Raw genomic sequence first — 12627 nt, 5'->3', positions numbered from 1 at the left:
GTGACCGGGACCGCGAAAAAGAAGACCGTCAAAAAGAAAAAAGAAAAACCGTTGATCGGCTGGCGCGAACGGGCGGACCTGCCGGACTTCGACGTCAAAGGCATAAACGCCAAGATCGATACGGGCGCAAAATCTTCGGCCATCCACGCCTTCCGCATTCGCGAAACTGTCATCAACGGCGCCGATCATGTGCAATTCTATCTGCATCCCGTGCAGCGCCGGAAAAAACCGGAAGTCTTCTGCAGCGCGCCCATCGCCGACCGGCGCGTCATTCGTTCCTCCAATGGACAGGAAGAGGAACGATATGTGATCGAAACGCGTTTGCGCCTCAACGGAAAGGTCTGGAAAATCGACTTGACGCTGACCAATCGCGACGCCATGGGGTTCCGCCTCCTGATCGGACGCGACGCCCTCAGGCGGAAGTTCCTGATTGACCCGGGCGCATCTTACCTGCTGGGCTCTAACGAAAAAGAATAACGGACTGTCATTATGAAACTCGCACTCATGTGCCGCAATGCGACTCTCTATTCGCACAAGCGCATTGTCGAAGCGGCTGAAGCGCGCGGCCACGAGATCGACGTGGTCGATCACTTGCGCTGTTACATCAACATCACCTCGCACCGGCCGACCGTGCGTTACCGCGGCGAGGAATTGCCGCTTTACGATGCGGTGATCCCGCGCATCGGCGCATCGGTGACGTTTTACGGCACGGCGGTTCTGCGTCAGCTTGAGATGATGGGCGTTTATCCGGTTAACGAGTCTGTCGCCATTTCACGCTCTCGCGACAAGCTGCGGTCGCTGCAATTGCTGGCGCGCAAAGGCATCGGCCTGCCGGTGACCGTCTTCGCCCATCGCACCAGCCAGGCCGATGAGATTCTCGAGATGATCGGCGGCGCCCCCGTCATCATCAAACTGCTCGAAGGCACGCAAGGGATCGGCGTCGTTCTCGGCGAAACCCAGAAGGCGGCCGAGTCGATCATTCAGGCCTTTGGCGGCGTCAACACCAACATTCTCGTTCAGGAATTCATCAAGGAGGCCGGCGGCGAGGACATCCGCTGCATCGTTCTCGGCGACAAGGTCGTCGCCACCATGAAGCGCAAAGGCAAGGAAGGCGACTTCCGCTCCAACATCCATCGCGGCGGCACGGCGTCGAAAGTGAAGATCACGCCGCAGGAGCGGGCGACGGCGGTGGGCGCGGCGAAAGCCATGGGCCTCAATTTTTGCGGCGTCGACATGCTGCGCTCCAATCACGGGCCCGTGGTGATGGAGGTGAATTCCTCCCCCGGTCTCGAAGGCATGGAGAAGGCGACCGGCATCGACGTCGCCGACCAGCTCATCGACTGGATCGAAAAGAACGCCAAGCCCGGCAAGACCAAGACGCGGGGTAAAGGCTGAAATCCTCTTCCCCCGCCCCGCGCCGAAGGCGCGATTCTTATATTTGTGCGCGTTTGCGCACGGGGGAAGTACCCGCAAAGCGGGGGATGGGGGTAACCCCCTCCGTCAGCTTTGCTGACACGTTGATTGGGGTTGGGGCCCCAATCAACCCCGTAAACGGGGGAGGAGATTTTCTCTAAAGAGATCACCCGGAAGGGTGAATTCAAGTCTTTTCAAGACCTTCAGCCTTGTCAGTCTTAACCGCCCATGATGTGCTTTCCGCAAAAGGGAGGCGATCCATGGAAAAAGTCGACGGGATTGGCGGGTTCTTCTTCCGCGCCAAGGACACCGAAAAACTCGCGAAATGGTACGAAGACAATCTCGGCATCAATGTGGTTCCGGGCGATTATGATACGCCCGCCTGGCGGACGAATGCGGGCACCACCGTCTTCGCGCCGTTCAAGCATGACACCACTTATTTCGGCGACATGAAGAACCAGTGGATGATTAACTTCCGCGTCAAAAATCTCGAGGCCATGGCGAAGCAGCTTCGCGCAAACGGCATTGATGTCGAGGTAGACCCGGAAGAATATCCCAACGGCAAGTTTGCGCAGCTTTTCGATCCGGAAGGCAACCCGATCCAGCTCTGGGAGCCGGGCGGCTGCGATCCGGGCTGATCCCGTTGATCCCCCGCCGATCTTTGGGCGCCGCTTGCGTCCGGGCGCGGCGTCCCGTTAACTGGCTCCCGTTTGTAAAGAGAGGGGCGTTACATGGGGCGCATGAGGCGAGTGGCGGCTACGGCCGCGGCGGTATTCGGGCTTTTGACGGCGGGCGCGGAAGCGCAGGACAAGACCGCGCTGGTGGGCGGGCGGCTGATCGACGGCTTCGGCCATGCGCCGATCCAGAACAGCGTCATCCTTATCGACGGCGACACGATCACCGAAGTCGGCACGGTGGATACGCTTGATGTGCCGCCGGGATACGAAGTCATCTCAACCGAAGGGATGGACGTACTGCCGGGCCTGTGGGAGGCGCATGCGCATTTGCAGCTTACGGGTCATGCCGACTATCCGCATTGGCAGGCGAATTATTTCGACCGCTTCGCCGACGAGATCATGCCGGCGAGCGCGGTGCAGCTGCTGCTCGCGGGCGTCACCTCGACGCGCGATCTTGGCGCGCCGCTCGAAGCTTCAAAGAGTTTGAAAGAACGCGCCGCGCGCGGCGAGATCCCGGCGCCGCGTCTCTTCATGTCCGGGCCGTTTCTTCAGGCGGAAGTCGATGACTGGGAAAAGGGCTATCGCTGGGCGGTGACGAGCGCCGGCGATGCGCGCGCGAAAGTCCGGACGCTCGACGAGGCCGGCATGGACATCGTCAAGCTCATCGATCAGGACAAAATGCCGAAGGGCGTGGCCGCGGCGATTGTCGATGAAGCCCACAAGCGCGGCATGAAAGTCGTCGCGCACTCACATCGCCCTAACGAAATCCGCGTGGGGCTCGAGATCGGCGTCGATAATTTCGAGCATACGGGGCTGACAACGGCGCCGGAATATCCGGCCGATGTTATCGCCGCCCTGCGCGAACGCACGGCGACGGGCCGCATCGCGGGCGGGCCGCTTTACTGGACGCCGACGGTCGAAGGCCTCTGGAATTTCGACCGCACCGTCGCGAACCCGGAAAAGCTCGACGGCGAGTGCTGGAAGAGAGGCTTGAAGCCCGACACCATCGCCGACATTGAACAGTCAATCGCCGAACCGGGACAGCTCGGCTATACGCGCCTGACGCCGCTGCGCAAACCAACCTTGAAGCGCAAGATCGAGCAATTGCGAGAAGCGGGCGTCGTCTTCCTGATCGGCACTGACAGCGGCATTCCCATGAAGTTTCACTGCCAGTCCACCTGGAATGAGATGGACGTCCTGGTGCGCGTCATGGGCGTGCCGGTGATGGATGTGATCCGCGCCGCCGTCTACTGGCCGGCCGTCATGATGGGCGTCGAGGACGAACTCGGCACGGTCTCCGCGGGCAAGAAAGCGGACATTATCGCGGTCGAGGGCGACGTCCTCGAATACATCAACTTGCTACAGCACGTCGATTTCGTGATGAAAGGCGGCGTCGTTTACAAGCGCGACGGCGTTCCGGTCGAGGAAAATCTTTAGAAACCCATCAGTCGAAAAGGCTCGACACCGACTCTTCGTTGGCGATGCGGCGGATGGCTTCCGCGAGGAGCGTCGCAATGGAGATCTGCTCGATCTTCGGGCACTCGGCGACATCCTTCAAGGCTTCGATGGAGTCGGTGATGATGAGCCGCGTCAACGCGTCGGCGGCCATCACGCGGCGTTCCGCATGATCGGACAGGACGCCATGGGTGACGCAGGCGGTGACCGACTTCGCGCCCTTATCCATAATCGCCTGCGCGGCGTTGCACAGCGTGCCGCCTGAATCGACGATGTCGTCAAAGATGATGCAATGGCGGTCTTTGACTTCGCCGATGATGTTCATCACTTCCGAAAGTCCTGGCCCTTCGCGGCGCTTGTCGACGATGGCGAGGGGACGGTCCTTGAGGCGCTTGGCGAGCGCGCGGGCGCGCACCACGCCGCCGACGTCAGGCGACACGACGGTCACCTGATCGAGATCGCCATTGTGCAGCTCCTTGATGCGCCGCTCGAATTCCTTGACGGCGTAGAGATTGTCCGTGGGGATGTCGAAAAAGCCCTGGATCTGGCCGGCATGGAGATCGACGGTGAGAACCCGGTCGGCGCCCGCCGTGGTGATGAGGTTGGCGACGAGCTTGGCCGAAATCGGCGTTCTTGGACCGGCTTTGCGGTCCTGACGGGCGTAGCCAAAATAGGGGATGACGGCGGTGATGCGGCTCGCCGAAGCGCGCGACAGCGCGTCCGTCGTGATCAGGAGCTCCATCAGATTGTCGTTCGCCGGATAGGCTGTGGACTGAATGACGAAGACGTCTTCGCCGCGAACGTTTTCCTGGATTTCGACGAAGACTTCGCCGTCCTTGAAGGTCTTGATTTCGGCTTCGGCGAGGGGGGTGGAGAGCTTGCGCCCAATGGCTTCGCTTAACCGGCGGTTGGAGTTCCCGGCGATCAGTTTCATGGAGCGACCCCTCGCAATTCCCGTGACAGCGCGGGCTTCATGACGGTTTCTTGACTGCAGCGCAACCCGTTTGAGCGGGGATTTCCTTTTCAGTTTGCTTTCAAGGCTATGGCCGAAAGATTGCGCCCATAATCGGCTTCGCCGCGGCGGCGCATGGCGCGATAGCTGAAGAATCGGTCCGGTTCGGCGAGGGTGCAAAGGCCGATATCGTCGAGCTCTGTCACGCCTGCGGTTTCAAGGCGCCAGCGACCGAATCCCACAAGGTCGAGCTGGCGTTTGTCGGATGTGAGACCGGGGGCGAAAAATCGTTCTGCTTCAGGGTGCTTGGCGGTAAATGTTTCGAGAAGGTCGAGGCCGATTTCAAAGTTCGACTGGCGCAGACACGGGCCGACGGCGGCGACGATCTTTTCCCGCTTGCCGCCCAGCCTCACGATTTCCGCGACGGTGTTTTCGAGGACCCCGGCAAGGGCGCCGCGCCAGCCTGCGTGGGCGGCCGCGACAATGCTTGCTTCGGGCTCGGCGAAGAGGAAAGGCATGCAGTCGGCGGCGAGGGCGCCCAGCGCCAGTCCCGGCGTTTTCGTCACCATGGCGTCCACCTGTTCCGGGCCGTTCTTCCAGGGGCCGTCGACCACGCGCACATCCGGTGAATGCACCTGATAGGCGGTCATCAGCCGGTCTGGCGCGACCCCCAGCGCAATCGCGCAGCGGCGGCGGTTCTCGGCGACGTTTTCCGGCCGGTCGTCGGAGCCGGGGCCGGTGTTGAGGCTGGCGTAAGGCGGTTCGGAAACGCCGCCCGCGCGGGAGAAAAATCCATGCGCGACGCCTGCCGCATCGAGCAACGGGGAGACGAGATAGGGCGGAGAAGACATCAGCTCTCAAACCCCGCCGGAACAGGCAGGTTCGGCGCCGAAAGACACATCACCTTGAAAATCTCGCCCATGGCGCCGGGCGAGGCGATGCGCGCGGCGCCCGAACGTATCGCATCGGCGTTTTCCGGCGTCTGCCCCTTGCACAAGGCCTCGACCCGCAAAGCGAGGCCGAGGCGGTCGAGAAACCGTCCTTGCGTCACCGGCCCATGCGCCGCCGCGCCGGCGTCAATCGCGGCGTCGGCGAGGCTTTCGAAATCCACATGGGCGGTGAGGTCGGCGCGGCCGGGCGAAGCGAGCGGCGGCCAGTATTTGTGATTCCTGACCGCCTGCAGCGTGTCGCCAAGCCCGCGCTCCATATGCCCGTAATCGATGATCAGCGCATGGCCGCCCTGTTCGATCAGGGTCTTGCAGATTTCGGCGGCGAATTTGCGCGTCTCGAAGGAGATTTCGAAAATGTCGCCTTCCTTGCTTTCTTCCACGGAGGGGAGATCGTAGTCGGGCGGCGGCGGCGTCTTGCCGAGCGTGAAGCCCAGCCGCCCGGTTTTTTCATCGAGCCCCACGAGCCTTTCGCGCCAGCCGGACTTGATGCGCTCGAACTGGCGGATCGGCAGGCAGTCGAAAAATTCGTTGGCGACGATCAGCGACGGCGCCGGCGGGATGTCGGCATAGTCATCGGCCCATAAAGGTTTCGCTTCCGTAGGCTTCAATCGTTTCTGCTGTTCGAGGCGCAAGCGGCCTGACGTTTCGAGCAGCCACACCTGCGCCGCTTTTGCAAAACCGGGCCGCAGCCGCGCCGCGCGCAGAATATCCGCCATCAGGACGCCGCGGCCCGGCCCGAGCTCGATGAGATTAAAGGCTGCGGGCGAGCCCATGGCCTGCCACGCTTCCACCAGCCAGAGGCCGATCAGTTCGCCGAACACCTGGCTGATCTCGGGCGCCGTCGTAAAGTCGCCATCGGCCCCGATGGGCGAGCTTTGCATGTAATAGCCTTCATGCGGATGCGTCAGCGCATCGGTCATGTAGTCGGCGATGGTGATCGGCCCTTTCAGTTTGATAAGGTCGATCAGGCGTTCTTCCAGCGGCGTCGTTTCCGGAATGTCGCCGCTCATGCCGCCGCCTTTTGCTTCTGCGCGAAAGTGCGCCAGACCAGCCACGCGCCGAGGAGCAGCATCGGAACCGAAAGCATCATCCCCATGGTGAGGCCGAGCGGGAAGTCGGGCATATGCGCGTCGGGCTCGCGGAAATTTTCGACAATGATGCGCGAAATCCCGTAACCGAACAGGAACAGCCCCATGGTCGCGCCGGGGCGTTTCAGCAATCCGAATTTGCGCGTTGCAAAGAAAAGAATGGTGAACAGCGCGACGCCTTCAAGCGCGGCTTCGTAAAGTTGGCTCGGGTGACGGGGAAGCCGGTCCGGGTCCGTCGGAAACACCATGGACCACGGTCCATCCCAGGGGCGTCCGTAAAGCTCGCCATTGATGAAATTGGCGATGCGCCCGAAGAACAAGCCGATAGGCGTCGCGCAGGCGAACATGTCGCCAAGCGACAGCATGCCGATCTTGTGCTTCCGCGCAAACCATATCCCCACCAGCGTCACGCCGATGAGCCCGCCATGAAACGACATGCCGCCATTCCAGGTCATCAGCGCCGGCGGGAAGGGGACGACGCCGAAAAGCTTCTCCCAGGGCGCGATGATGAGGTTCGGTTCGTAAAAAAAGAGATAGCCGAGCCGCCCGCCGGCCATGACGCCGATGGCGACCCAGAAGATCACGTCGTCAAGCTGCTGGCGCGTCACCGGCGGGCCGGATTGCGGCCACAGCGCGGTCTTCTTGATGAGCCGCGTCAGATACCACCAGCCGGCGGCCAGTCCGCCAATATAGGCCAGCGAATACCAGCGCAGGGAAAACGGGCCGATCTTGAAAAGAACGGGATCGATCGTAGGGTAGGGAACGCTCATAACCGGCCTGAAACGCGTCTCGGGAGATGTCGCGCGTCTCAATAGCGCGCTTTGCCGCTCCTGTCGCCCCGGCGTCCTTTCCCTGGAAGGCATGCGGCAAGATTGAAGCTGAAAAGCCGGAACCGAGCCCCTATATTCCTCCCCAAAAGGAGTTTCCCATGCAGACCCAGAGCGCCATTTTCGACGAAATCGCCAAGCTGATGACGGAAGCCGCGGGCGCAGCCGATGGCGTCCGGCGCGAGGCGGAGACCATGATGCGCAGCCGCTTGCAGAGCCTCCTCGCCGATATGGATGTCGTCACCCGAGACGAATTCGAGGCGGTGAAGGAAATGGCGCGGCTCGCCCGCGAGGAAAACGAATCGTTGAAAGCGCGCCTCGACGCGCTGGAGAATCGTTAATTCCCCCAAGAGTTTGAGGAAAACCAGCGCAATCGAATCATTTCTACGCGCCCCGAATCGACGCGACATGCGGGTTGCAAGCGGCAAGAGAATGTCGCGCAATTCGCGAATTAGGCCGAGAAAAGAGGCGCCATGTCCATCGAACTCATCCGCAAACCGAAGCAGGCTGTTAATCCGCTAAAGGCGCTGGAAGCCGCTGCGGCGGGCCTCGAGTTCGAAATGGAGCGCGCCGGCGAGCATGAACTTCATGTGATGCTGCCCGGCGTTTGGCGCGATATCGGGCTGTGGTTCACCTGGCGGCCGGAGCTCGCGACGCTGCAGATGGGGGCGCCGCTCGATCTCAAAGCGCCGGTCGGCCGTCTCGATGAGGCGAGCCGTCTCGTGGTCATGATCAACGAGCGTCTGTGGATCGGCCATTTCGATCTGTGGGCGGAGGATCATTCCATCGTCTACCGCAACGCCGCGCTGCTCACCGAAGAAGGCGGCCTCGACAGCGTGCAGGGCGAAGCCCTGATCCGCGCGGCGAGCGAGGCCGTGGACCGGTTCTATCCGGCGTTCAACTTCCTGATCTGGGGCGGCAAGAGCCCGGATGAAGCGCTGCGCGCGTCGCTCTTTGAAACGCAAGGGAATGCGTAAGCATTGCAGGCTATAAGTTTGCTTCTGGGAGTGGTCTGCATCAAAGTCGAGATAGTTTTCCCCGCCGAAGTTCATAGGCGTTTAAAAAACGCAGAACCTCCGGCCCGAGAGCCGTGCGATCGAATGCTTCACTTGGATACGCCGCCGCCAAGTCTCGGTTGAAGTTGCGCGAGAGCATTTGTGCTACGATAGATTTAAGGCAATTCCTTTCGTGGTTGCCTATCGCAATCTTCTCGCTGACCGAATAGGCATTCGTAGCTGCTTTTAGAAGCCTCTCGAGGTCAGAGGTTTCCTCCAAAGTTGATAGCCCCGCTATTGTTGATAAGAGTAGTGGGAAAGCTGCATCGGATTGCGAAATTTGTTTGTCTTCCACCATCTTCAAAAGGCTTTGAGCAAAATTCATAAATTCGGGACTGGCCTCTATGTAGGGGTTAGCTTTCAAGGCTTCCCAGGACGCGATTGACGCATCAACGGCGTTGCTGACTAATCCGACTTTGTCCATTTCAGGCGACATGCAATGTTATATAGATCAAAGCGCCCACCCCAATAACGCGAAAAACACATCCCATCGGCGAATTCTTCAATATTTCCCAGTGTTGGTGAATAGTTATCCACCACCTTCGGGACAGAGCTATGATCTTCCGGATTGGAAAGGACGCATCCGTTTGGACGCGTCGTGAAATGGCGATAACGCCGGATTGATGGCGGCGTTCGCGCGCGGCGGCGAATGCGCGCCGAAGGAATCGGGAGTTTGAAAGCAGTGAGCAGAAAATGTTAAATGGCGCCACATTCCGCTGCAGGCCAATGAACATGCGGCTGCAAGATGCGCGGCGGGAATCGCGAGGCGCTTTATCTCCTGCGGCGCGGCGCCTATGGTCCAGGCCATGACTGATAGACCTTCCGTTGCGCTCATCGGCGCCGGCGCCATGGGCGGCGCTTTGTTGAAAGGCTGGCTTGCCGCCGGTTCCATCGATCCGGCGTGCTCCGCCGTCTTCGATCCTAATATAAAGACGGAGATGGCCGGCTTGTGCGCCCAGAAAGGCGTCGCCGTTAACAAGAGCGAGGGGCCATTCGACGCGATGGTCCTTGCGGTGAAGCCCCAGGCCGCCGCCGATGTGCTGCCGCAGTACGCAGCAATTGCCAAAGAATCCATCGTCATTTCCGTGATGGCGGGAAAGAGCGTCGCTAGCATCGTGAAAATGCTGAACGGCGCGCCGCGCGTCGCGCGCGTGATGCCGAATTTGCCCGCGGCCATCGGCAAAGGCGTATCGGGGCTTTATGCGCCGGACGCTATCGACGCCCAAGGCCGTGCCGTCATCGAAACGCTGATGCGCGCGGCCGGCGAAACCGTCTGGGTGCGGACGGAACAGGAAATCGATTTCGTGACCGCCGTTTCTGGCTCGGGTCCTGCCTATTTTTTCCTCCTGACCGAAGCGCTTGCCGACGCCGGCGCCGCTCTCGGTCTTGATAAGGACGCTGCGGCCGCGCTCGCCCGCGCGACCCTCGCTGGCGCCGGCGCCATGATGGAGGCCGATGCGCGAAGCCCGGCGGAGATGCGCAAGGCGGTGACATCGCCCGGCGGCACGACGGAAGCGGCGCTGAAAGTTTTCGATGGCGACGACGCCGCCATGCGCAAGTTAGTGAAGGCCGCAGTTGAGGCCGCCGCGAAACGCGCGGGCGAACTCACTGACTGAAGCCGCAAACTATACCGGCAGTCGCATGGTCGCTCTGAGCCCGCCTTTGTCCGACTTCTCGAGCGTCACGTCGCCGCCATGGGCGCGGGCCACGTCGCGCACGATGGTGAGGCCCATGCCGACGCCGGTCTCGCTCAAATTGCGCGCTTCATCGAGCCGGGTGAACGGTTTGAACACTTCTTCGTATTTCGCCGGGTCGATGCCCGGTCCGTCGTCGTCAACGGTGATTTCGATATACCGGTCAGACCGGCGGGCGCCGAGCCAGACATGATCGGCGTAGCGCAAAGCGTTGCTGACGAGATTGCTGACGGCGCGCTTTAAGGCGCTGTAGCGCGCTTCGATCGCAACGCCTGCTGGCGCGTTCACCTCGATCTCGCGGCCTTCGCGTCTCGCATCGCCGGCGATCTCATTTAGAAGTTCGGCGAGACGGAACGTTTCGGGCTCCTCTTCCGCGGCTTCATTGCGGGCGAAGTCGAGATAGGCGCCGATCATCCGCTCCATCTCCGCAACGTCCTTGCGCAGATCGTTGATATCCTCGCTGTCCGGCTGCATGGCGAGGGCCAGCTTGATGCGGGTCAGCGGCGTTCTGAGATCGTGGCTGATGCCGGCGAGCATGGCGGTGCGCTGTTCCAGATGGCGCTTGATGCGCTCGCGCATGGCGATGAAGGCGTAACCCGCTTTTCGGACTTCCGTCGCGCCGGAGGGCCGGTAATTCGGCGCGTCGCGCCCGCGGCCGAAAGCGGCGGCCGCATCCGCGAGATTGAGGATAGAGCGCACCTGGTTGCGCATAAAAATGATGGCGACCACACCGAGCAGGATCGACGTGCCGATGAGCCAGAAGAGAAAAATGCGGCCCGTGGTGGCGAAAACCCGGTCGCGATCGACAAAAAAGACGAGCGCGCCGTCGCCTTCATAGACCCGGATCTCCACATCGTCTGGCCAGCTCTGGGTGTTGAGCCAGTAAGGCTGCTGGAGCGTGTGACGCAGGCGCCGTTTCAGGGTGGCGTTATGAACGTTGAACGGCGCGAGGAGATTGTTGTCGGGGATCGGCGCCTCAGGTTCGTAGCGCACGCGCATATGCAGGTCTTCCAGCGCCATGACGATAACGGCTTCGCGAGCTGCGTCTGTTTCCGCTTTATTGTAAAGCCGTGTCACCATGGCGATCTGGCCCGCGACATTTTCCGACATGTTAGCGGTGACGAGATCCCAGTGGCGCGCGAAGAAGATGTAGGTGACCATCGCCTGCGTCAGAAAGATCGGCAGGACGACGATCAGCGTCACCCGGGCGTAAAGGCTTTTGGGAAGGTAGCGGCGCAGCATGTCCCGTCAGTCCGTCATCAGCGCGTAGCCGACGCCGCGCACGGTTTGCAAAAAGATCGGCGCGCGCGGGTCTTCCTCGATTTTCTTCCGGAGCCGCGTCACCTGCACGTCGACGGAGCGCTCCATGCCTTGCGCGGTCTGCTCGGCCAGCGCTTCGCGGCTGATCGCCTCGCGCGGTTTTTGCGCCAGCGCTTTCAACAGCGCCGCCTCACCGGAGGTAAGACGGATAAGCTCGCCATTCTTGCGCAGCTCGCCGCGGCTTAAAGAGAACGTGCAGCCGCCGAATGTCACTTCGCGCTTCTCGGCGCCTTTGGGCGCCGCGCGGCGTAAGAGCGAATTGATTCGCAGCAACAGCTCGCGCGGCTCGAACGGTTTGGAGAGATAGTCGTCAGCGCCGGTTTCAAGTCCCTCGATGCGGTCTTCGGCGAGCCCGCGCGCGGTCAGCAAGAGGATCGGGACGTTGGAGGCGGCGCGCACGGATTTTGTCAGCTCGAAGCCGCTTTCGCCCGGCATCATCACGTCGAGCACGAGAATGTCGAAATCCACTGAGGCCATGAGCGCGCGCGCCTCTTTCGCATTGCCGGCGACTGAAGTCCGGAAACCGTTTTCGCTCAAATAGCGCTTCAACAGATTGCGGATGCGGTCGTCATCATCGACGATGAGCACATGCGCCGCGTCCTCGGGGATGCTCTGCTTCGGCGTTTTCATGCCCGTTCGCCCCGCAACAGCTCGGCGGCTCGCAGGGCGTATTCGGCGCCGGTCCAGAGGGTCAGTATCGCCGCGAGCCATAAGGCCGCACTTGCCACAGGACGCAACGCCTCCCCGGCGATCCCCGTCGGCGCGGCGGCGAGCATCAGGCCGGCGGCGATCAATTGCGCCGTTGTTTTCCATTTGGCGAGCGGCGTCACGGCGAGAGTTTTCTGCGCGGCCGCCAGCGCTTCGCGAAGACCGCTCACGAGAATTTCGCGCAGGATAATGATAATGACGGCGACAACCCCGAAACCGGCGATGACACCGTTGCGCGCAAGCAGGATCAGCGCCGCGGCGATAAGAAGCTTGTCGGCGATAGGATCGAGCGCGGCGCCGAGCGCCGACGTCTCGCCGCGCGCGCGGGCGACGCGCCCGTCAACGAAGTCGGTGAGGGCGGCGATAACGAAAATGACAAGCGCGGCGGTCATGTTCCAGGGCGCATTTGCGAGAAAAGCGAACACGAACGGAATAACGAGCGCCATGCGCGCCAGCGTGATGAGATTGGCCATGGGGCGGCAAGATAG

General features: G+C 61.5%; 15 protein-coding genes. 7 read left to right on the top strand and 8 right to left on the bottom strand.

Annotated elements, in window-relative coordinates; all coding sequences use genetic code 11:
* The 4 genes from ACQY5P_RS05535 to ACQY5P_RS05520 all read left to right on the top strand — a co-directional run bounded on the left by ACQY5P_RS05535 (position 1) and on the right by ACQY5P_RS05520 (position 3527).
* Positions 1-477 carry an ATP-dependent zinc protease family protein gene (locus ACQY5P_RS05535; protein WP_428409851.1) on the top strand — a complete coding sequence of 159 codons (477 nt, stop codon included), beginning with the start codon at positions 1-3 and terminating at the stop codon, positions 475-477.
* A gap of 12 nt (positions 478-489) precedes the next feature.
* Positions 490-1395, top strand: a complete 906-nt coding sequence (rimK, locus tag ACQY5P_RS05530) for a 30S ribosomal protein S6--L-glutamate ligase (protein WP_428409850.1) — start codon at positions 490-492, stop codon at positions 1393-1395.
* Positions 1396-1673: 278 nt separating this feature from the next.
* Entirely contained in the window at positions 1674-2051 is a 378-nt protein-coding gene (locus ACQY5P_RS05525) for a VOC family protein (protein ID WP_428409849.1), read from the top strand.
* A gap of 102 nt (positions 2052-2153) precedes the next feature.
* Entirely contained in the window at positions 2154-3527 is a 1374-nt protein-coding gene (locus ACQY5P_RS05520) for an amidohydrolase family protein (protein ID WP_428410636.1), read from the top strand.
* A 7-nt stretch (positions 3528-3534) separates the two neighbouring features.
* Here ACQY5P_RS05520 and ACQY5P_RS05515 read toward each other — a convergent pair whose 3' ends face one another.
* The 4 genes from ACQY5P_RS05515 to lgt form a co-directional block, all read right to left on the bottom strand.
* Complete coding sequence (locus ACQY5P_RS05515) at positions 3535-4479, bottom strand: ribose-phosphate pyrophosphokinase (RefSeq protein ID WP_428409848.1); 945 nt, start codon at positions 4477-4479, stop codon at positions 3535-3537.
* Positions 4480-4568: 89 nt separating this feature from the next.
* On the bottom strand, positions 4569-5348 hold the full coding sequence (pgeF, locus tag ACQY5P_RS05510) for a peptidoglycan editing factor PgeF (RefSeq protein WP_428409847.1): 780 nt from the start codon (positions 5346-5348) through the stop codon (positions 4569-4571).
* Complete coding sequence (locus tag ACQY5P_RS05505; protein ID WP_428409845.1) at positions 5348-6457, bottom strand: class I SAM-dependent methyltransferase; 1110 nt, start codon at positions 6455-6457, stop codon at positions 5348-5350. Before ACQY5P_RS05505 ends, pgeF begins: the two co-directional genes overlap by 1 nt.
* Positions 6454-7305, bottom strand: coding sequence for a prolipoprotein diacylglyceryl transferase (lgt, locus tag ACQY5P_RS05500; RefSeq protein WP_428409844.1), 852 nt, complete (start codon positions 7303-7305; stop codon positions 6454-6456). The genes ACQY5P_RS05505 and lgt overlap by 4 nt, the downstream gene beginning before the upstream one ends.
* Positions 7306-7463: 158 nt before the next feature.
* Here lgt and ACQY5P_RS05495 point away from each other — a divergent pair, with 158 nt between their 5' ends.
* Positions 7464-7703 carry an accessory factor UbiK family protein gene (locus ACQY5P_RS05495; protein WP_428409843.1) on the top strand — a complete coding sequence of 80 codons (240 nt, stop codon included), beginning with the start codon at positions 7464-7466 and terminating at the stop codon, positions 7701-7703.
* Between the two features lie 132 nt (positions 7704-7835).
* Positions 7836-8339, top strand: coding sequence for a YbjN domain-containing protein (locus ACQY5P_RS05490; RefSeq protein WP_428409842.1), 504 nt, complete (start codon positions 7836-7838; stop codon positions 8337-8339).
* 40 nt (positions 8340-8379) lie between these two features.
* Here ACQY5P_RS05490 and ACQY5P_RS05485 read toward each other — a convergent pair whose 3' ends face one another.
* Entirely contained in the window at positions 8380-8841 is a 462-nt protein-coding gene (locus tag ACQY5P_RS05485) for a hypothetical protein (RefSeq protein ID WP_428409841.1), read from the bottom strand.
* A gap of 382 nt (positions 8842-9223) precedes the next feature.
* On the opposite strand from ACQY5P_RS05485, the gene proC reads away from it, so the two are divergent.
* On the top strand, positions 9224-10033 hold the full coding sequence (proC, locus tag ACQY5P_RS05480) for a pyrroline-5-carboxylate reductase (protein ID WP_428409840.1): 810 nt from the start codon (positions 9224-9226) through the stop codon (positions 10031-10033).
* Positions 10034-10042: 9 nt separating this feature from the next.
* Here the strand turns inward: proC and ACQY5P_RS05475 are convergent, their stop codons facing one another.
* The 3 genes from ACQY5P_RS05475 to pgsA are packed head-to-tail and all read right to left on the bottom strand — an operon-like array spanning position 10043 to position 12612.
* Positions 10043-11353 carry an ATP-binding protein gene (locus ACQY5P_RS05475; RefSeq protein ID WP_428409839.1) on the bottom strand — a complete coding sequence of 437 codons (1311 nt, stop codon included), beginning with the start codon at positions 11351-11353 and terminating at the stop codon, positions 10043-10045.
* A 6-nt stretch (positions 11354-11359) separates the two neighbouring features.
* The gene (locus ACQY5P_RS05470) at positions 11360-12061 is read right to left on the bottom strand and encodes a response regulator (protein WP_428409838.1); all 702 of its coding nucleotides are present in this window, start codon (positions 12059-12061) and stop codon (positions 11360-11362) included.
* Positions 12058-12612, bottom strand: a complete 555-nt coding sequence (pgsA, locus tag ACQY5P_RS05465) for a CDP-diacylglycerol--glycerol-3-phosphate 3-phosphatidyltransferase (protein ID WP_428409837.1) — start codon at positions 12610-12612, stop codon at positions 12058-12060. Before pgsA ends, ACQY5P_RS05470 begins: the two co-directional genes overlap by 4 nt.
* Positions 12613-12627 lie beyond the last annotated feature (15 nt).

Origin of the sequence: Hyphococcus sp. (genome assembly GCF_965267305.1) — a bacterium.
Lineage (GTDB): Bacteria > Pseudomonadota > Alphaproteobacteria > Caulobacterales > Parvularculaceae > Hyphococcus.
Note: the sequence above shows the minus strand (reverse complement) of the source record. Positions and strands in the feature narration are given on the sequence as shown.

Coding starts and splice junctions, on each gene's coding strand:
- rimK (WP_428409850.1), top strand. CDS start 490: ATGAAACTCGCACTCATGTGCCGCAATGCGACTCTCTATTCGCACAAG.
- ACQY5P_RS05525 (WP_428409849.1), top strand. CDS start 1,674: ATGGAAAAAGTCGACGGGATTGGCGGGTTCTTCTTCCGCGCCAAGGAC.
- ACQY5P_RS05520 (WP_428410636.1), top strand. CDS start 2,154: ATGAGGCGAGTGGCGGCTACGGCCGCGGCGGTATTCGGGCTTTTGACG.
- ACQY5P_RS05515 (WP_428409848.1), bottom strand. CDS start 4,479: ATGAAACTGATCGCCGGGAACTCCAACCGCCGGTTAAGCGAAGCCATT.
- pgeF (WP_428409847.1), bottom strand. CDS start 5,348: ATGTCTTCTCCGCCCTATCTCGTCTCCCCGTTGCTCGATGCGGCAGGC.
- ACQY5P_RS05505 (WP_428409845.1), bottom strand. CDS start 6,457: ATGAGCGGCGACATTCCGGAAACGACGCCGCTGGAAGAACGCCTGATC.
- lgt (WP_428409844.1), bottom strand. CDS start 7,305: ATGAGCGTTCCCTACCCTACGATCGATCCCGTTCTTTTCAAGATCGGC.
- ACQY5P_RS05495 (WP_428409843.1), top strand. CDS start 7,464: ATGCAGACCCAGAGCGCCATTTTCGACGAAATCGCCAAGCTGATGACG.
- ACQY5P_RS05490 (WP_428409842.1), top strand. CDS start 7,836: ATGTCCATCGAACTCATCCGCAAACCGAAGCAGGCTGTTAATCCGCTA.
- ACQY5P_RS05485 (WP_428409841.1), bottom strand. CDS start 8,841: ATGGACAAAGTCGGATTAGTCAGCAACGCCGTTGATGCGTCAATCGCG.
- proC (WP_428409840.1), top strand. CDS start 9,224: ATGACTGATAGACCTTCCGTTGCGCTCATCGGCGCCGGCGCCATGGGC.
- ACQY5P_RS05475 (WP_428409839.1), bottom strand. CDS start 11,353: ATGCTGCGCCGCTACCTTCCCAAAAGCCTTTACGCCCGGGTGACGCTG.
- ACQY5P_RS05470 (WP_428409838.1), bottom strand. CDS start 12,061: ATGAAAACGCCGAAGCAGAGCATCCCCGAGGACGCGGCGCATGTGCTC.
- pgsA (WP_428409837.1), bottom strand. CDS start 12,612: ATGGCCAATCTCATCACGCTGGCGCGCATGGCGCTCGTTATTCCGTTC.